Genomic DNA, 18,805 nt, shown 5'->3' on the forward strand with positions numbered 1-18,805 from the left:
GGAAAGGGGGTACGCCCCATGGGACTTGAGGAGAAGCTGCCGAGCGGATTTCTGCTCACCACGGTGGAGCAGGTCGTCGGTCTGGTCCGCAAGACGTCCATGTGGCCGGCGACGTTCGGGCTGGCCTGCTGCGCCATCGAGATGATGTCGGCCGGCGGACCGCGCTACGACATCGCCCGCTTCGGCATGGAGCGGTTCTCGGCCACTCCGCGCCAGGCCGATCTGATGATCGTCGCGGGCCGGGTCAGCCAGAAGATGGCGCCCGTCCTGCGGCAGATCTACGACCAGATGTCGGAGCCGAAGTGGGTGATCGCCATGGGCGTCTGCGCCTCCAGCGGTGGCATGTTCAACAACTACGCCATCGTCCAGGGCGTCGATCACATCGTTCCTGTGGACATCTACCTCCCGGGGTGCCCGCCGCGTCCCGAGATGCTGCTCGATGCCGTGCTCAAGCTGCACGACAAGGTCCAGAACACCAAGCTCGGAGCGCACCGGGTGCGTGAGATCGAGGAGAACGAGCGGCGCGGCCTGCGCACTCTCCCGCTGATCCAGCAGAGCGAGGGGGCGACCCCATGAGCCCCGTCGACAACCGCCAAGGTAAGCCTAACCTGGACGAGAAGGAAGAACTGCCCGTTCGAGCGGGTGAGGAACGTCTCAGTTCCCCCGTGGCCCGCCGCGGGATGTTCGGCGCCAAGACCAGTGGCGACACCTCGGGGTACGGCGGCCTGCTGGTCCGCCGGTCGGTGCCGCTGGGCGGCGAGCGGCCCTTCAGCGACTCTGACGACCCGCGGACCGCGGCGTTCGACGAGGTCGCCGACGGTCTGGAGCACGCGCTCAAGGAGGACGGTCTCGCATTCGGCGACGCGGTCGAGCGCGTCGTGGTGCACCACGGCGAACTGACCCTGCACATTCGCCGTGAGCACCTGGGCGCCGTCGCGCGCCGACTGCGAGACGACCCGGCGCTCCGGTACGAGCTGTGCCTCGGCGTCGCCGGTGTGCACTACCCCGGCGACACCGGCCGGGAACTGCACGCCGTCTACGAGATGCGGTCGATCACCCACAACCGGGAACTCCGGCTGGAGGTGAGCTGCCCCGACGCCGACCCGCACATCCCCTCGATCGTGGACGTGTACCCCACGAACAACTGGCACGAGCGCGAGGCGTGGGACTTCTTCGGCATCGTCTTCGACGGCCACCCGGCCCTCACCCGGATCCAGATGCCGGACGACTGGCAGGGACACCCGCAGCGCAAGGACTACCCGCTGGGCGGGGTTCCGGTGGAGTACCGCGGCGCGAAGATCCCGCCGCCGGACGAGCGGAGGTCGTACGCGTGACCAGCGACGTTCGAGAGGGGAGGGGAGCGCGACCGTGAGCACCACCTCAGGCGACGTCTATGTCGATGTTTCCGGCGGAGACTGGGACGAAGCCGTCGCCGCCGCCCAGCGCGGCGGTGCCGAGCGCCTCGTCGTGAACATGGGTCCGCAGCACCCGTCCACGCACGGCGTCCTGCGGTTGATCCTGACCCTGGACGGCGAGACGGTGACCGAGGCCCGCGTGGGCATCGGCTACCTGCACACCGGTATCGAGAAGAACCTCGAATACCGCACGTGGACGCAGGGCACCACGTTCGTCACCCGCATGGACTACCTCATGCCGATCTTCAACGAGACGGCGTACTGCCTCGCGGTGGAGCGGCTGCTCGACATCACCGACCGCATTCCGGAGCGCGCCAACGTCATCCGGGTGCTGATGATGGAGCTGAACCGGATCTCCTCCCACCTCGTCGCCATGGCGACGTTCGGCATGGAGCTCGGCGCCACCACGATCATGACGAACGGCTTCCGGGAACGGGAGCTCGTCCTCGACCTGTTCGAGATGATCACCGGCCTGCGGATGAACCACGCCTACGTCCGGCCGGGCGGCGTGGCGCAGGACCTGCCGGCCGGGGCGGTGGGCAAGATCCGGGAGTTCCTCGCGGAGATGCCCAAGCGCCTCACCGTCATGCGCAAGCTGCTGGACGCCAACCCCATCTACCTGCGCCGGACCCGCGACGTCGCCCACCTCGATCTCGCCGGGTGCATGGCGCTGGGGGTGACCGGCCCCATGCTGCGCGCGGCCGGGCTCGCCTGGGACCTGCGCAAGGCCAAGCCGTACTGCGGCTACGAGAACTACGAGTTCGACATCCCCGTCTCCGACGGCTGCGACGTGTACGCGCGTTACCGGGTCCGCATCGCCGAGATGGAGCAGAGCCTGCGGATCGTCGAGCAGTGCCTGGACCGGCTCGCGCCCGGCCCGGTGATGGTCGACGACGCCAAGATCGGCTGGCCGGCCCAGCTCGCCATCGGACCCGACGGGCTGGGCAACTCCCCGGACCACATCGCCCACATCATGGGCACCTCCATGGAGGCGCTCATCCACCACTTCAAGCTGGTGACCGAGGGATTCCGGGTGCCGCCGGGCCAGGCGTACGCGGCGATCGAGAGCGCCAAGGGCGAACTGGGCTGCCTCGCCGTGAGCGACGGCGGCCCGAGGCCGTACCGCGTGCACTTCCGGGACCCGTCGTTCACGCACCTGCAGGCGGTGGCGGCCATGTGCGAGGGCGGGACGGTGGCCGACGTCGTCGCCGCCGTGGCCAGCATCGACCCGGTCATGGGCGGGGTGGACCGGTGACCGGGACGGCCCGCGACAGCAGCAGCGAACAGGCAGGAGCGGCAGCCATGAGCAGCACTGACGGCCAGGCGAGCGCGTCCGCCGGCGGCTTCTCCGACGAGGTGCGCGCCCGGCTGGAGGTCGACGCCAAGGAGATCATCGCGCGCTACCCACGGCCGCGCTCGGCCCTGCTGCCGCTTCTGCACCTGGTGCAGGCGGAGGAGGGCTTCGTGAGCACCGCCGGCATCGGGTTCTGCGCCGAGCAACTCGGCATCACCGCCGCCGAGGTCACGGCCGTGGTCACCTTCTACACGATGTACAAGCGGCGGCCCACCGGCGAGTACCACGTCGGCGTGTGCACCAACACGCTGTGCGCCGTCATGGGCGGTGACGAGATCTTCGCCGCTCTGAAGGAGCACCTCGGCGTGGGCAACGACGAGACCACTGAGGACGGCCGGGTCTCGCTGGAGCACATCGAGTGCAACGCGGCGTGCGACTACGCGCCGGTCGTCATGGTGAACTGGGAGTTCTTCGACAACCAGACACCCGAGTCCGCCAAACGCCTGGTCGATGACCTGCGCCTGGGCCGGGACGTGCGGCCGACCCGCGGACCCGCCACGCTCTGCACCTGGAAGCAGGCGTCCCGCGTTCTCGCCGGGTTCCCCGACGGGCACGGCGGTGAGGGCGTCCAGGCCGGTGAGCCCTCGCTGGCCGGACTCCGGCTGGCCCGCGAACGCGGGTGGAGCGCGCCGGATCCGGCCGCGGTCCGCGCCGCCGGCGGCGACGCCGAGGGGGAGGCCCGATGAGCCCCGCGAACGCCACCACCGGGCTGACCCCGGTGCTCTCCCGCGGCTGGGACCGGCCCGACTCGTTCACGCTGGACGCCTACCGGGCCGGCGGCGGCTACCAGGCGCTGCGCACCGCGCTCGGCCGCGACCCGGAGGAGCTGGTCGAGCTGGTCAAGTCCTCCGGGCTGCGCGGCCGCGGCGGCGCCGGGTTCCCCACCGGGATGAAGTGGGGCTTCCTGCCGAAGGACAACCCCAACCCGCGGTACCTCGTCGTCAACGCCGACGAGTCCGAGCCGGGCACCTGCAAGGACATCCCGCTGCTGCTGGCCAACCCGCACGTGCTCGTCGAGGGCATCGCCATCGCGAGCTACGCCATCCGCAGCAACCTCGCCTTCGTCTACGTGCGCGGTGAGGTGCTGCACGTGATCCGGCGGCTGCGCGACGCCGTCGCCGAGGCGTACGAGGCCGGCCTGCTCGGCACCGACATCCTGGGCAGCGGGTTCGACCTGGACGTGGTCGTGCACGCCGGAGCGGGCGCCTACATCTGCGGTGAGGAGACCGCGCTGCTGGACTCGCTGGAGGGCTACCGCGGCCAGCCGCGGCTGAAGCCGCCGTTCCCCGCGGTCGCCGGCCTGTACGCCTCCCCGACCGTGGTGAACAACGTCGAGTCGATCGCCAGCGTGCCCAGCATCGTGGCCAACGGCGCCGACTGGTTCACCGCGATGGGCACCGAGAAGTCGGCCGGGTTCGGGTTCTTCTCGCTGTCCGGGCACGTCACCCGGCCCGGCCAGTACGAGGCCCCGCTCGGGATCACGCTGCGCGAACTGCTCGACATGGCCGGTGGCGTCCGCGCCGGGCACCGGCTGAAGTTCTGGACGCCCGGCGGTTCCTCCACGCCGATCTTCACGGCGGAGCACCTGGACACCCCGCTGGACTTCGAGTCGGTGAGCGCGGCCGGGTCGATGCTCGGCACCCGCGCCCTCCAGATCTTCGACGAGACCACCTGCGTGGTGCGGGCGGTCGGCCGGTGGATCGAGTTCTACGCGCACGAGTCCTGCGGCAAGTGCACCCCGTGCCGCGAGGGCAACTACTGGATGGTGCAGGTCCTGGACCGGCTGGAGGCCGGCCGCGGCACCGAGGCCGACCTGGACAAGCTGCTGGACATCTGCGACAACCTGCTCGGCCGCTCGTTCTGCGCCCTCGGCGACGGCGCGGCCAGCCCCGTGATGTCGTCCATCAAGTACTTCCGGCAGGAGTACATCGACCACCTCGAACAGGGCGGCTGCCCGTTCGACCACAGCCGGTCCACGGCGTGGGCGACGACCGAGCGGAAGGAGGGGCGGACCCCGTGACCGTCACCACGAACACCACCTCCGGCGGCACCCCCGCCGTGCCGCCCGAGGATCTGGTCACCGTCACCATCGACGGCTTCCAGGTGCGGGTCCCCAAGGGGACGCTGATCATCCGGGCCGCCGAACTGCTCGGCATCCAGATCCCGCGGTTCTGCGACCACCCGCTGCTCGATCCGGTCGGCGCCTGCCGGCAGTGCCTGGTCGAGATCCCCGACATGGGCAACGGGCGGGGCATGCCCAAGCCGCAGGCGTCCTGCACCACCACCGTCATGGAGGGCATGGTGGTGCGCACCCAGCTCACCTCCCCGGTGGCGGAGAAGGCGCAGCGCGGGATCATGGAGTTCCTGCTCATCAACCACCCGCTGGACTGCCCGGTCTGCGACAAGGGCGGCGAGTGCCCGCTGCAGAACCAGGCCATGTCCACCGGGCAGGGGGAGACCAGGTTCACCGAGACCAAGCGCACCTTCCCCAAGCCGATCGCGCTGTCCACCCAGGTGCTGCTCGACCGGGAGCGCTGCATCCAGTGCGCCCGCTGCACCCGGTTCTCCGCGCAGATCGCCGGCGACCCGTTCATCGAGCTGCTGGAGCGCGGCGCGAAGGAGCAGGTCGGGATCGCCGAAGGGCAGCCGTTCCAGTCCTACTTCTCCGGCAACACGGTGCAGATCTGCCCGGTCGGCGCGCTCACCGGCGCCGCCTACCGGTTCCGGTCCCGCCCCTTCGACCTGGTCTCCACCGCCGGGGTGTGCGAACACTGCGCCTCCGGCTGCGCCCAGCGCACCGATCACCGGCGCGGCAAGGTCACCCGCCGGCTCGCCGGCGACGACCCGCAGGTCAACGAGGAGTGGAACTGCGACAAGGGCCGCTGGGCCTTCACCTACGCCACCCAGCCCGACCGGCTGCGGCGGCCCCTGGTCCGCGACGAGGAGAGCCGCGCCCTGGAGGTCGCCTCATGGCCGGAGGCGCTGGCCACGGCCGCCGCCGGGCTGGCCCGGGCCCGCGGCCGGGTCGGGGTCCTGACCGGCGGTCGGCTGACCGTCGAGGACGCCTACGCATACGCCAAGTTCGCGCGGGCCGCCCTGCACACCAACGACATCGACATGCGGGCCCGCCCGCACTCCGCCGAGGAGGCCGACTTCCTGGCCGCCCGGGTCGCCGGAACCGGCCTGGCCGTTCGGTACGAGGATCTGGAACAGGCACCGGCGGTGCTGCTGGCCGGGTTCGAGCCGGAAGAGGAGTCCCCGGTCGTCTTCCTCCGGCTGCGCAAGGCCGTGCGGAAGAAGCGGCTGCGGGTGTTCTCGCTCGCCCCGTTCGTAAGCCGCGGCCTCGCCAAGGTACGTGGCACCCTCGTCCGCACCGCTCCGGGCGACGAGGCGCGCGCCCTCGACGGCCTCCGCGAGATCGCCGCCGACGCCCTGGAGGCGCTGCGCGAACCAGGGGCGGTCATCCTCGCCGGCGAGCGGCTCGGCGAGGTGCCCGGGGCGCTCTCGGCGGTCGCCCGGCTCGCCGACCGCACCGGCGCCCAGCTCGCCTGGATCCCGCGCCGGGCCGGCGAACGCGGCGCCGTGGAGGCCGGGGCGCTGCCGAACCTGCTGCCCGGCGGCCGCCCCGTCGCCGACGCCACCGCTCGCGCCGAAGTCGCCCGGCTCTGGGCCGCCGGGGAACTGCCGGCCGCCGAGGGACGCGACACCGCCGGCATCCTCGCCGCGGCGGCGGCCGGTGAGCTCGACGCCCTGCTGATCGCCGGGGTGGACCTCGACGATCTCCCCGACCCGCGGGCCGCGCGCGCCGCGCTGGCGCGGGTGCCCTTCGTGGTCAGCCTCGAACTGCGCGCCGGCAACGTCACCGACCGCGCCGACGTGGTGCTCCCGGTCGCGGCCGTGGCCGAGAAGTCCGGCACCTTCCTCGACTGGGAGGGCCGGGAGCGGCCCTTCGACGACGCGCTGAAGATCCCCGGAACGCTGTCCGACCTCCGGGTGCTCGGTGCGATCGCCGACGCGATGGACGTGCACCTGGGGCTGCCCGACGCCGCGGCGGCCCGCCGCGAACTGGCTCGGCTCGGGACCTGGACCGGCGAGCGAGTGCCCGACCCGCTGGTCCGCTCCGCCCCCGCCGCCGCGCCGGAGCGCGGCCAGGCGGTGCTCGCCACCTGGAGCCGGCTGCTCGGCCGCGGCCGGATGCAGGACGGTGAGCCGTACCTGGCCGGCACCGCGCGGCCCACCGTCGCCCAGCTCTCGGCCGCCACCGCGGCCGAGATCGGGCTGGCCGACGGCGGACGGGTGCGGGTCACCGGGCCGTACGGCTCGGTCAGCGCGCCCGCCGTGGTCACGGACATGCCGGACCGGGTCGTCTGGCTGCCGACCGACGCCCGCGACTGCTCGGTGCGGGCCGACCTGGGCGCCGGCGCCGGGGACGTGGTGACGCTGGCCGTCGACGACGGCACGGACGGACAGGGCGGGTCCGGCGCGGCGGCGCCGGCGACGAACACGGGGAGCGAGCGATGATTCCCGAGACGGTGGGACCACGGGCCGGCGGCGCGCTCGCGGCGGCCGACCCCGGATTCGCCGCGTTCGGCACCGACCCGTGGTGGATCACCCTGATCAAGGCACTGGTGATCTTCGTCTTCCTCATGGTCTGCGTGATCCTGATGATCATGGCGGACCGCAAGGTCATGGGCCGGATGCAGCAGCGGCACGGCCCGAACCGCTTCGGGCCGTGGGGCCTGCTGCAGTCGCTCGCCGACGGGGTGAAGCTCTCCCTCAAGGAGGATTTGATCCCCCGCAAGGTGGACCGGCTGGTCTACATCGCGGCACCGATGATCTCCGCGATCCCGGCGTTCATGGCCTTCTCCGTGATCCCGGTCGGGCCCGAGGTGTCGATGTTCGGCGTGCAGACGCCGCTGCAGCTCACCGACCTGCCCATCGCGGTCCTGCTGGTTCTCGCCACCGCCTCCATCGGCGTCTACGGGATCGTGCTCGCCGGCTGGGCCTCGCAGTCGCCCTACCCGCTGCTCGGCGGGCTGCGGGCCTCGGCGCAGGTCATCAGTTACGAGATCGCCATGGGCCTGTCTTTCGTGGCGGTGTTCATCTACGCCGGGACGCTCAGCACGTCGGAGATCGTCGACGCCCAGCGGCCGGTCTGGTTCGCGGTCGTGCTCTTCCCCTCGTTCGTGATCTACCTGATCACCATGGTGGGCGAGACCAACCGGCTGCCGTTCGACCTCGCCGAGGGCGAGGGCGAGCTGGTCGGCGGCTTCATGACCGAGTACTCGTCGATGAAGTTCCTGCTGTTCTTCCTCGCCGAGTACGTGAACATGGTGACGGTCGCGGCGCTGTCGGTGACGCTGTTCCTCGGCGGCTACCTCGCGCCGCCGCCCATCACCACCTTCTGGCCCGGCGCGAACGAGGGCTGGTGGCCGGTGCTGTGGTGGCTGCTGAAGTTCCTCGCGGTCATGTTCGTGTTCATCTGGCTGCGCGGCTCGCTGCCCCGGGTCCGCTACGACCAGCTGATGCAGCTCGGCTGGAAGCTCCTCATCCCGGTGCAGCTGGTGTGGATCACCGCCGTCGCCGTCATCCGGGTGATGCGCAACGAGGGCGCCCCGCCCGTGGCGCTGGGCGCCGTCATCCTCGGCTTCTTCGTGGTGACCCTGGCGGCCCTGATCGCCTGGAGCCGGGCCGCGGAACGGCGGCGCGCCGCCGAGGACGCCGAGCAGGCCGAACGGATGCGGGCGCTGCGCGACGACCCCATGCACGGCGGGTTCCCCGTACCGCCGCTGGACGCCCCCCACTACGGCAGCAGCGTCCCGGCCGAGGAGCTCCGCTCCTCGCGGCCGGCCGCGGCCGCCCCGACCGACAAGCGTGAGGAGGTTACCGGTGCTTGACTGGCTCAACCCCGTGAAGGGGTTCGGTGTCACCTTCCACACCATGTTCAAGAAGGTCGACACCGTCGAGTACCCCGAAGTGAAGGCGCCCACGATGCCGCGCTTCCACGGGCGGCACCAGCTCAACCGCTGGCCGGACGGCCTGGAGAAGTGCATCGGCTGCGAGCTGTGCGCCTGGGCGTGCCCGGCCGACGCCATCTACGTGGAGGGCGGCGACAACACCGAGGACGCCCGGTTCTCGCCCGGTGAACGGTACGGCCGCGTCTACCAGATCAACTACCTGCGCTGCATCCTGTGCGGCCTGTGCGTCGAGGCGTGCCCCACCCGGGCGCTCACGATGACCAACGAGTACGAGCTCGCCGACGACAGCCGCGAGAGCCTGATCTGGACCAAGGAACAGCTGCTCGCCCCGTTGCGCGAGGGGATGGAGCCGCCGCCGCACCCGATGCGGCTCGGCGAGACCGAGGAGGACTACTACCGGCTCGGGCGCTCCGGCGATCCCGCACCCGGTGGGAACGGCGAGCCCGCCGAGGCCGGCCGGACCGGCGAGGCCGTCCGATGACCGCGGCGGCACAGGTCACCACGCTCGCCGCGCCCATCTCGGGCGCCGAGAGCGCGGCCTTCTGGATCCTCGGCACCATCGTCGTGCTCGCCGCAATGGGCGTCGTGTGCAGCCGCAAGCCCGTCTACTCCGCGCTGATGATGGCCGTGGTGATGATCGGGCTGGCCGCCTTCTACGGCATCAACCAGGCGCCCTTCCTGATGGTCGTGCAGATCGTCGTCTACACCGGCGCCGTGCTGATGCTCTTCCTGTTCGTGCTGATGCTCGTGGGCGTCAGCTCGGCGGACTCCCTGGTGGAGACCATCCGCGGGCAGCGGGCGCTCACCGCCGTCATCGGGGTGTGCTTCCTGGGCGCGCTCGGCCTCGGCCTGACCCGGATCGCGGTCGGCGAGCCCGCCGGACTCGCGGCGGGCACCGCGGCGGCGGGCGGCAACGTGCCGTGGATCGCCGGCGAGATCATCTACCGCTACGTGATCGCCTTCGAGGCCACCGGTGCGCTGCTGGTCACCGCGGTCCTGGGCGGGCTGGTGCTGGCGCACGCCGAGCGCCTGAAGCGCCGGCGCACCCAGAAGGACCTGGCACGCGAGCGCGTCCACAGCGACCACATGCCTCCGCTGCCCGGCCCCGGCACCTACGCCCGGCACAACGCGATCGACATGCCCGCGCTGCTGCCCGACGGCTCGGTCTCGGAGCTGTCCCTGAACCCGGTGCTCGCGGCGCGCGACCCGCGGTACCAGTCGCAGGTGCCGGACGACGTGCGGCTGGGCATCATGCCGGAGCCCGGGGGCGCCTCGGACTCGGCCACCTCGAAGGAGGGCCGCGCCGTGCGTGCGGGTGAGGACGAGGAGGACGGGGAGCCGGGCGTGCCGGCGCCGAACGGCGCCGACCGTGACGGCGACCCGGCAGGCGGACAGGGAGCGGGGCGCTCGTGGACCCGATGAACTACATCGCGCTGGCGGCGATCATCTTCACGATCGGCGCGGTCGGCGTCCTGGTGCGGCGCAACGCGATCATCGTCTTCATGTGCGTGGAGCTGATGCTCAACGCCTGCAACCTGGCGTTCGTCAGCTTCGCGCGCATGCACGGCAACATCGAGGGCCAGGTCATCGCGTTCTTCGTGATGGTCGTGGCGGCGGCCGAGGTCGTCGTCGGCCTGGCGATCATCATGCAGGTCTTCCGGACACGCAGGTCGGCGTCGGTCGATGACGCCAACCTGCTCAGGCACTAGAGAGGCGGGCCGGACGTGCTGTCATACCTAGCCGCGGAGCCGCACGCGGTCACCGCGGCGGCCGACGGGGTGGTCCACTCCACCGCCTGGCTCATGATCGCGTTCCCGCTCGCCGGCGCCGCGATCCTGCTGCTCGGCGGGCGGCGCACCGACTCCTGGGGGCACTGGCTCGCCGTCACGGCGTCACTGGCGGGCTTCGCGTGGGCCGTGCTCTCGCTGATCCAGTTGCTCGGGCTGCCCGCCGCGGAGCGCAGCAGGTCGGTGCACGTCTTCGAGTGGCTGACGACGGGCTCGCTCACGATCGACGTCAGCCTGCTGATCGACCCACTGTCGATCACGTTCGCGCTGCTCATCACGGGCGTCGGATCGCTGATCCACATCTACTCGGTCGGCTACATGGCCGAGGACCCGAACCGGCGGCGGTTCTTCGCCTACCTGAACCTGTTCCTGGCCGCCATGCTGGTGCTGGTGCTCGCCGACAACTTCGTGCTGCTCTTCCTCGGCTGGGAGGGCGTCGGCCTGGCGTCCTACCTGCTCATCGGGTTCTGGCAGCACAAGCCGTCGGCGGCGGTGGCGGCCAAGAAGGCGTTCCTCATCAACCGGGTCGGCGACATGGGGCTGCTCATCGCCATCATGCTGATGTTCGGCACCTTCGGGACGTTCGCCTTCACCCCGGTCTTCGCCTCGGCCGGCGAGGCGGGGCCCGTCGTGACCACGGCCATCGGCCTGCTGCTCCTGCTCGGCGCCTGCGGGAAGTCCGCCCAGCTGCCGCTGCAGGCGTGGCTCCTGGACGCCATGGAGGGCCCGACGCCCGTCTCGGCGCTGATCCACGCGGCCACCATGGTCACCGCGGGCGTCTACCTGATCGTGCGGTCCGGGCCGATCTTCGAGGCGGCGCCGGTCGCGCAGCTCGTGGTGACGATCGTGGGAGCCGCCACGCTGCTCGCCGGCGCGATCATCGGCTGCGCCAAGGACGACATCAAGAAGGCGCTGGCCGGTTCGACGATGAGCCAGATCGGCTACATGACGCTGGCCGCCGGGCTGGGCCCCCTCGGCTACGCCGCGGCCATCGCCCACCTCGTCACGCACGGCTTCTTCAAGGCCGGGCTGTTCCTCGGCGCCGGCTCGGTCATGCACGGCATGAACGACGAGGTGGACATGCGCCGCTACGGCGGGCTGCGCACGGCGATGCCGGTCACCTACGCCACCTTCGGGATCGGCTACCTCGCCATCATCGGGTTCCCCTTCCTGTCGGGGTGGTGGACCAAGGAGGGCATCATCGAGGCCGCGTTCGCCTCGGGCGGGGTCACCGGGCAGATCCTGGGCTGGGCCGCCCTCCTGGGCGCCGGTCTCACCGCGTTCTACATGTCGCGCGTGATGTTCATGACCTTCTTCGGCGAGCGGCGCTGGGCGGCCGGCGCGCACCCGCACGAGTCGCCGCGCAGCATGACGGTGCCGATGGTGGTCCTCGCGATCGGCTCGGTGGCGCTCGGCGGGCTGCTGGTGTTCGGCTACCGCTTCGCGACGTTCCTGGCGCCGGTCGTGGGCGCGGCCGAGCACCACGAGTTCAGCCTCGCCACGATGCTGACGAGCTGGAGCAGCCTGGCCGCGTTCGGCCTCATGGTGGCCGGTGTCGCGTTCGCCTGGCTGCGTTACGGCCGGGCCCCGGTCCCGCAGACCGCGCCGCGCGGCGGCTTCGTCACGGTGGCCGCCCGCAACGAGCTGTACGGCAACGCCATCAACGAAGGACTGTTCATGCGGCCCGGACAGGCGGTCACGGCCGCGGCGGTGCGCTTCGACGAGGCGGTGGTCGACGGCGCGGTCGACGGCGTGGCACGCACCGTCCGCGACGGTTCGGAGGGGCTGCGCCGCATGCAGACCGGCTTCGCGCGCAGCTACGCCCTGACGATGCTGTTCGGCGCGGCGGTGGTCGTCGCCCTGCTGGGGGTGAACCTTGTCTAGGCAACGGCACGGCGGTCCCGACCGCAGGTCCAGCGGCCCGAGCGGCCGGCCAGTCCCCTTCCAGCACGTGAGGTCCTGAATGTCCATCCCCTGGCTGACACTCGCCATCGCGCTGCCGGCACTGGGCGCGCTGGCCGTCGCGCTGCTGCCCCGCGAGCGGGCCGAGCTGGGCCGGCGGCTGACGCTCGGCGTCACGCTGGTCACGCTGGCGCTCGTCCTCGTGATGGCGCTGAACTTCGACCCCTCGGGCCCACGGTTCCAGTTCGAGGAGACCGTGCCGTGGATCCCGCAGTTCGGGGTGTACTACGCCGTCGGCGTGGACGGTATCGCGCTGCTGCTGATCGTCCTCTCGGCGCTGCTGGTGCCGCTCGTCGTGCTGGCCGCGTGGCGGGAGCGGGACGAGAACGGCGGGAGCGGCGCGCAGGCCGCGTCCGGTTCCGGCAACGGCTACTTCGCGCTGATCCTGCTGCTCGAAGCCATGATGATCGGCGTCTTCGCCGCCATGGACGTCTTCCTGTTCTACGTCCTGTTCGAGGCGATGCTGATTCCGGTCTACTTCATGATCGGCCGGTACGGCCGGGGCGCCGAGCGGCGGCGGGCCGCCGTGAAGTTCCTGCTGTACAGCCTGTTCGGCGGTCTGCTCATGCTCGTCGCCGTCATCGGCGTCTACGCGCTGGGCGGCACCTTCCTGTGGTCCGACCTCGTCGGCACCGGGGGCGGGCTGGCCGGACTCGACCCGTCGGCCGCCCGCTGGCTGTTCCTCGGCTTCTTCGTGGCCTTCGCCATCAAGGCGCCGATGTGGCCGGTGCACACCTGGCTGCCCGGCGCCGCCGGTTCCTCGCGGCCCGGAACCGCGGTGCTGCTGGTCGGCGTGCTGGACAAGGTCGGCACCTACGGGATGCTGCGCTACTGCCTGGAGCTGTTCCCCGAGGCCGCCCGGTGGTTCGTCTGGCCGGTCGTGGTGCTCAGCCTGGTCAGCATCGTCTACGGCGCGGTGCTGGCGATCGGGCAGACCGACATGATGCGGCTCATCGGCTACACGTCGATCTCGCACTTCGGCTTCATCACGCTGGGCATCTTCGCCATGACCTCCCAGGGGCAGTCCGGCGCGGCGCTGTACATGATCAACCACGGGTTCTCCACCGGCGCGCTGTTCCTGGTGGCCGGGTTCCTGATCGCCCGGCACGGGACCGGCGCGATCGCCGACTACCAGGGTGTGCAGAAGCAGGCGCCCCTGCTGGCCGGCGTCTTCCTGGTGGCGGGGCTGTCCAGCCTCGCGCTGCCCGGCCTGTCGCCGTTCGTGAGCGAGTTCCTGGTATTCGTCGGCACGTTCGCCTTCTCCCCGGTGCCGGCGATCATCGCCAGCGTCGGCGTGGTCCTGGCCGCGCTCTACATCCTGTGGATGTACCAGCGCACCATGACGGGCCCGCTGCCGTCCGCGCTGTCCCGGTTGCGGGACCTGTCGGGACGCGAGCTGTGGGCGGTCGGGCCGCTGATCGCGGTCATCGTCGCCTTCGGGGTCTACCCCAAGCCCATGCTGGACGTCATCAACCCGGCGGTCGAGCACACCATGCGGCAGGTCGGGGTCTCCGACCCCGCCCCGGCGCTCGGGCACGTCGACCAGGCCGCCAACAGCCAGGAAGGAGCGAGCGAGTGAGCCCGCTGCCCCACGCCGCGCTCGCCGCGCCGGTCATCACCACGCAGCCGCCGCACATCGACTACGCGCTGCTCGCGCCGCTGCTGGTCGTCTTCGCGGCCGGCGTCCTCGGCGTCCTCGTCGAGGCGTTCGTGCCGCGGCAGCGACGCCGGGCGGTCCAGTTCGGGCTGGCGGCGGTCGCCCTGGTGGTGGCCTTCGTGCTCACCGTGCTGCGGGTGGGACTGCTGCCCGCCGACGGCGCCGGCCTGACGGTCGCCTCGGCCAGCCTGGCGGTGGACCGGCCGACGCTGTTCTTCCAGGGCACCATCCTCGTCATGGCCATCGCCAGCCTGCTGCTGGTGGCCGAGCACCGGGGGGAGAGCTCCTTCGCCGCGCAGGCCGCCACGGTGCCCGGCAGCGAAGAGGAGCGGGCGCACGTGATCGCCGGTTCCCAGCACACCGAGGTCTACCCGCTGGTGCTGTTCGCGGTGCTGGGCATGCTGCTGTTCCCGGCGTCCAACGACTTCCTCACGATGTTCATCGCCCTGGAGGTCATGAGCCTGCCGCTGTACCTGCTGTGCGGGCTGGCCCGCCGACGGCGGCTGTTCTCGCAGGAGGCGGCGGTCAAGTACTTCCTGCTCGGCGCGTTCTCCTCGGCGTTCTTCCTGTTCGGCATCGCGATGGTGTACGGCTACGCCGGTTCGGTGAACTTCGCCGTCATCCGCGAGACGGTCGACGCCGGCGGTGCCGGGGCGCTGCCTGGCGGCGGCCCGCTGCTGCTGCTCGGGATCGCCCTGGTCGGCGTCGGCCTGCTGTTCAAGGTCGGCGCGGTCCCGTTCCACAACTGGAAGCCGGACGTGTACCAGGGGGCGCCCACCCCGATCACCGCGCTCATGGCGTCGGGCACCCTGGTCGCGGCGTTCGGCGCGCTGCTGCGGGTCTTCTACGTGGCCTTCGGCGGATCGGTGGAGCAGTGGCGGCCGATGATGTGGGTGGTCGCGGTGCTGACCATGGTGCTGGCCGCCGTCGTCGCCGTCACCCAGCGCGACATCAAGCGGCTGCTGGCTTACTCCTCCGTGGTGCACGCCGGGTTCGTGCTGACCGCGGTCGTGGCGGCCAGCCCCGAGGGGCTGGCGGGTGCCATGTTCTACCTCGCGGCCTACGGATTCACCACGGTGGGCGCGTTCGCGGTCGTCACCCTGGTGCGGGTGCACGAGGGCGGCGCCGAGTCCGGCGACCTCGCGACGTGGGCCGGGCTGGGCCGTACGTCGCCGCTGCTCGCGGGTTCGCTCGGGCTGTTCCTGCTCGCCTTCGCCGGCATCCCGCTGACGAGCGGGTTCATCGGCAAGTTCGCGGTGTTCGAGGCGGCGGTCTCGGCCGGTGCCACCCCGCTCGTGGTGGTGGGCGTGCTGAGCAGCGCCGTGACGGCGTTCTTCTACGTCCGGATCATCGTGCTGATGTTCTTCGCCGAGCCGGCCTCGACGCAGCCGCGGGTGCTGCGGCCGGGACGGTTCACCGGCGGCGTGATCGGGCTCGGGGTCGTCGCGACCCTGGTGCTCGGGATCTTCCCCGGGCCGGTGCTCGCCCACCTGTCCCCGGGGGCCGGGGCGGCGGAGACGGCCGAGGCTCCGGGCGGTGCCCCCGCGGCGCCGGCCGAACTGTTCGCGATCCGGTGAGGCACGCGGACCCGGAGAGTGGCTTTGGCTGATCAATTCGGGTCCGCTAACTTGGCTAGTCGGATTTGTTCATCCCGAGAGCGCGCGATATGCCCGGTGAGGGGATATCGCGCGCCCTGCTGACGTGTGGAGCTTTCTGGTGAGCGGTGCTGTCCCGAGCGGTTTCCTCGCTCTGCCGAGTATCGACAAGGCCCTCGCCCGGGAGGTCCAGGCCGGACTGGACCGTGTCGAGAAGGTGCTGCGGGACACCGTCGACGCGAGCAATCCGCTGCTCGCGGACGCCGCCGGCCACCTGCTGTCCGCCGGGGGGAAGCGGTTCCGGGCCACGCTCGTCCTGCTGGCGGCGCGGTTCGGTGACCCCGCCAACGCCGGGATCATCCCGGCAGCGGCGGTCGTCGAGCTCACGCACGTCGCCACCCTGTATCACGACGACGTCATGGACGAGGCCGAGCTGCGGCGGGGCGAGCCCAGCGCCAACACCCGGTGGGGCAACTCCATCGCGATCCTGACCGGCGACTACGTGGTGGCGCGCGCCTCGGAGATGCTCGCCGACCTCGGTGCCGACGCCGTCCGGCTGCAGGCCCGCACCTTCGCGCGGCTGGTCCAGGGGCAGGTCCTGGAGACGGCCGGGCCGACCGCCGGCGCCGACCCGCTGGAGCACTACCTGCAGGTGATCGCCGACAAGACCGCCTCGCTGATCGCCACCTCCGCCCGGTTCGGCGCCATGTTCGGCGGTGCCGACGAGACGGTCGTCGACACCATCACCCGGGTCGGCGACGCGCTCGGCATGGCCTTCCAGCTCTCCGACGACATCCTCGACGTGGCCAGCGAGACGGCCGAGTCCGGCAAGACGCCGGGCACCGACCTGCGCGAGGGGGTGCTCACCCTGCCGATGCTGTACGCCCTGCGCGGCACCGAGCCGGAGCACGCCCGGCTGCGCGCGCTGCTCGGGCGCCCGCTGGACGAGGCGGAGGCCGACGAGGCGCTGCGGCTGCTGCGCGCCCACCCGGCCATGGAGGCCGCGCGCGGCGACCTGCGGGCGTGGGCGGATCGGGCGCGCGCCGAACTCGCCACCCTGCCCGCCAGCGCGCCGCGGGACGCTTTCGCGGCGCTGTGCGACTACGTCGAGCGCCGCTCCGGCTGAGCGTTCCTCCCCCGGCTCCAGGCCGGGTCAACACGCCCCCCGGATTCGGTACACGACCGGTAAGGCCCGCATTCCGCTCCCCCCACACCGGGTAGGCCGGACTTGGAACCGGGCGGGAGGCCAGGTGCGGCCCGGCCCCGCGCCGTCCGGGCCCGGCGAGGAACCGGCTTGGGGGGAGTGATCGCCGTGGCAGCGCAGTTCGGAGCGCAGCGGCTCATCGGCCACCGACTGCTCGATCGGCAGGGCAACAGCGTCGGAAAGATCGGCCAGGTCTACTTCGACGACCAGACGGACGCCCCGAAGTGGGTCACGGTGCGGTCCGGCTTCCTCGGCACCCGGGAGAACTTCGTGCCGCTGCAGGGCGCGCGGACCGTGCGGAGCGACCTCCAGGTCCCGTACGACAAGGACACCATCCGGCGCGCGCCGAGCTTCGACATCGACCAGCACATCTCGGTGGAGCAGGAGGACCGCGTCTACCAGCACTACGGACTGGAGCCGGAGAGCCCGGGCCAGGTGTCCGCCACACGCGAGAGCTGGGGCGCGCCGGCCGGGCCGCTCAGCGAGCCCCCGGGGATGCCGGAGTCGGACGACATCACCGATGTCCCGGCCGCCGAGGAGCCCGCCGCGACCGAACCGCCGCCGACGGAACCGGGCCCGGAGCGGTCGTCGCTGGCGCACGAGGCCATTCGCGAGACCTTCGACGAAGGGGTGCCCGAGGGACGTCCGGCCGGGGCGACGCCCACCGAGTCCCCGCAGCCGCCGCGGCCCCGCGCGGAGATGCGCGACGTCACCCCGCACGGCAGCGCCTACCGCAAGCCCGGGCCGCGGGCCTACCAGCGGGGCGAATCGGGCGGACGCGGCTACGGCCACCCGGAAGAATAGCCCCGAGGCGGCCGTGGGCCGCGCGCCGCGATCAACCGCGGCCGGGCGCCGCGACCGCCTGCGCGGCGGCCCCGGCCGGATCCGGCGGGGTTCCGCGCGCGGACCGCCGGGCACTGGCCGCCAGGTCGACCGCGAACACCGTGAGGGCGGCCCACACGAACGCGAAGCCGATCCAGCGGCTGGCCGGCATGTCCTCGCCGTACACCAGCCATCCGATGAGGAACTGCAGCACCGGCGCGATGAACTGCAGCAGGCCCAGCATGCTCAGCGGGACCCGGAACGCCGCCGCTCCGAAGCACAGCAGCGGGATGGCGGTGACGAGGCCGGAACCGACCAGCAGCGCCGTGTGCCCGGCGGAGACCTGACCGAACGTCCCGTCGCCCGTGGCGTAGAGCACGAGCGTGTAGCCGAGCGCGGGCAGGAACATCACGATGGTCTCGACGGTGAGGCTCTCCACCCCGTCGAGCCGGACGAACTTCTTCAGCACGCCGTAGCCCGCGAACGTCAGCGCCATGGCGAGCGCCATCCACGGCGGCGCGCCGTAGTCGAACGTGAGCACGGCCACGGCCACCGTGCCGAGGCCCACGGCGGCCCACTGGGCGCGCCGCAGCCGCTCTGAGAAGACGACGACGCCGAGCACCACGCTCACCAGCGGATTGATGAAGTAGCCGAGGGCGGCCTGGAGGGTGTGCCCGCTGTTCACGGTGTAGATGAACACCCCCCAGTTGGCGGTGATCATCAGCGCGGCGCCGGTCAGCAGCAGCATCTGCCGGGGGTTGCGCAGGACGGCGGCGAACCAGCGCCAGTGCCGGCGCAGCGCGAGGATGCCGAGGACGGTGAGGAGGGACCACATCATGCGGTGCGCGAGAATCTCGACCGCCCCGGAGGGGGCGAGGAGCGGCCAGTAGAGGGGGAAAAGACCCCACATCAGGTACGCGCTGGCACCGAAGAGTACACCTCGGTTGGATTCAGACACGATGTTTAGCATACGACACATTTCGCCGCTATAATGTGTAGCTTTTCTTAACTTATGCGTTTAGTGGCCGGCC

General features: G+C 71.6%; 16 protein-coding genes. 15 read left to right on the top strand and 1 reads right to left on the bottom strand.

All coding sequences use genetic code 11. From position 1 onward, the window contains the following. The first annotated feature begins 18 nt into the window (after positions 1-18). The 15 genes from ACFQRF_RS16300 to ACFQRF_RS16370 all read left to right on the top strand — a co-directional run bounded on the left by ACFQRF_RS16300 (position 19) and on the right by ACFQRF_RS16370 (position 17,756). On the top strand, positions 19-576 hold the full coding sequence (locus tag ACFQRF_RS16300) for a NuoB/complex I 20 kDa subunit family protein (protein ID WP_379871947.1): 558 nt from the start codon (positions 19-21) through the stop codon (positions 574-576). Beyond that, a complete protein-coding gene (locus ACFQRF_RS16305) occupies positions 573-1,334 on the top strand; it encodes an NADH-quinone oxidoreductase subunit C (RefSeq protein WP_379871948.1) in 762 nt (253 codons plus the stop codon). The genes ACFQRF_RS16300 and ACFQRF_RS16305 overlap by 4 nt, the downstream gene beginning before the upstream one ends. Before the next feature lie 34 nt (positions 1,335-1,368). Continuing rightward, on the top strand, positions 1,369-2,670 hold the full coding sequence (locus tag ACFQRF_RS16310) for an NADH-quinone oxidoreductase subunit D (protein WP_379871949.1): 1,302 nt from the start codon (positions 1,369-1,371) through the stop codon (positions 2,668-2,670). A 47-nt stretch (positions 2,671-2,717) separates the two neighbouring features. Further along, positions 2,718-3,455, top strand: coding sequence for an NADH-quinone oxidoreductase subunit NuoE (gene nuoE, locus ACFQRF_RS16315; RefSeq protein WP_379871950.1), 738 nt, complete (start codon positions 2,718-2,720; stop codon positions 3,453-3,455). Continuing rightward, the gene (gene nuoF / locus ACFQRF_RS16320) at positions 3,452-4,789 is read left to right on the top strand and encodes an NADH-quinone oxidoreductase subunit NuoF (RefSeq protein WP_379871951.1); all 1,338 of its coding nucleotides are present in this window, start codon (positions 3,452-3,454) and stop codon (positions 4,787-4,789) included. The genes nuoE and nuoF overlap by 4 nt, the downstream gene beginning before the upstream one ends. Continuing rightward, complete coding sequence (locus ACFQRF_RS16325) at positions 4,786-7,290, top strand: NADH-quinone oxidoreductase subunit G (protein ID WP_379871952.1); 2,505 nt, start codon at positions 4,786-4,788, stop codon at positions 7,288-7,290. Before nuoF ends, ACFQRF_RS16325 begins: the two co-directional genes overlap by 4 nt. Next, positions 7,287-8,666 carry an NADH-quinone oxidoreductase subunit NuoH gene (gene nuoH / locus ACFQRF_RS16330; RefSeq protein WP_379871953.1) on the top strand — a complete coding sequence of 460 codons (1,380 nt, stop codon included), beginning with the start codon at positions 7,287-7,289 and terminating at the stop codon, positions 8,664-8,666. Before ACFQRF_RS16325 ends, nuoH begins: the two co-directional genes overlap by 4 nt. Continuing rightward, a complete protein-coding gene (gene nuoI / locus ACFQRF_RS16335) occupies positions 8,659-9,228 on the top strand; it encodes an NADH-quinone oxidoreductase subunit NuoI (RefSeq protein WP_379871954.1) in 570 nt (189 codons plus the stop codon). Before nuoH ends, nuoI begins: the two co-directional genes overlap by 8 nt. Next, positions 9,225-10,169: an NADH-quinone oxidoreductase subunit J gene (locus ACFQRF_RS16340; RefSeq protein WP_379871955.1), complete on the top strand. Its 945-nt coding sequence runs from the start codon at positions 9,225-9,227 to the stop codon at positions 10,167-10,169. The genes nuoI and ACFQRF_RS16340 overlap by 4 nt, the downstream gene beginning before the upstream one ends. After that, positions 10,157-10,456, top strand: a complete 300-nt coding sequence (gene nuoK / locus ACFQRF_RS16345; RefSeq protein WP_379871956.1) for an NADH-quinone oxidoreductase subunit NuoK — start codon at positions 10,157-10,159, stop codon at positions 10,454-10,456. Before ACFQRF_RS16340 ends, nuoK begins: the two co-directional genes overlap by 13 nt. 15 nt (positions 10,457-10,471) lie before the next feature. Next, the gene (nuoL, locus tag ACFQRF_RS16350; protein ID WP_379871957.1) at positions 10,472-12,418 is read left to right on the top strand and encodes an NADH-quinone oxidoreductase subunit L; all 1,947 of its coding nucleotides are present in this window, start codon (positions 10,472-10,474) and stop codon (positions 12,416-12,418) included. Positions 12,419-12,497: 79 nt separating this feature from the next. Next, positions 12,498-14,075 carry an NADH-quinone oxidoreductase subunit M gene (locus ACFQRF_RS16355; protein WP_379871958.1) on the top strand — a complete coding sequence of 526 codons (1,578 nt, stop codon included), beginning with the start codon at positions 12,498-12,500 and terminating at the stop codon, positions 14,073-14,075. Then, a complete protein-coding gene (nuoN, locus tag ACFQRF_RS16360; protein ID WP_379871959.1) occupies positions 14,072-15,730 on the top strand; it encodes an NADH-quinone oxidoreductase subunit NuoN in 1,659 nt (552 codons plus the stop codon). Before ACFQRF_RS16355 ends, nuoN begins: the two co-directional genes overlap by 4 nt. Before the next feature lie 139 nt (positions 15,731-15,869). After that, positions 15,870-16,874 (top strand): polyprenyl synthetase family protein, encoded by a 1,005-nt coding sequence (locus tag ACFQRF_RS16365; RefSeq protein ID WP_379871960.1) that lies wholly within the window; start codon positions 15,870-15,872, stop codon positions 16,872-16,874. A 186-nt stretch (positions 16,875-17,060) separates the two neighbouring features. After that, the gene (locus tag ACFQRF_RS16370; RefSeq protein ID WP_379871961.1) at positions 17,061-17,756 is read left to right on the top strand and encodes a PRC-barrel domain-containing protein; all 696 of its coding nucleotides are present in this window, start codon (positions 17,061-17,063) and stop codon (positions 17,754-17,756) included. Positions 17,757-17,787: 31 nt separating this feature from the next. Here ACFQRF_RS16370 and rarD read toward each other — a convergent pair whose 3' ends face one another. Continuing rightward, positions 17,788-18,732: an EamA family transporter RarD gene (gene rarD / locus ACFQRF_RS16375; protein ID WP_379871962.1), complete on the bottom strand. Its 945-nt coding sequence runs from the start codon at positions 18,730-18,732 to the stop codon at positions 17,788-17,790. Positions 18,733-18,805 lie beyond the last annotated feature (73 nt).

The organism is Marinactinospora rubrisoli, assembly GCF_042664915.1.
GTDB lineage: Bacteria > Actinomycetota > Actinomycetes > Streptosporangiales > Streptosporangiaceae > Marinitenerispora > Marinitenerispora rubrisoli.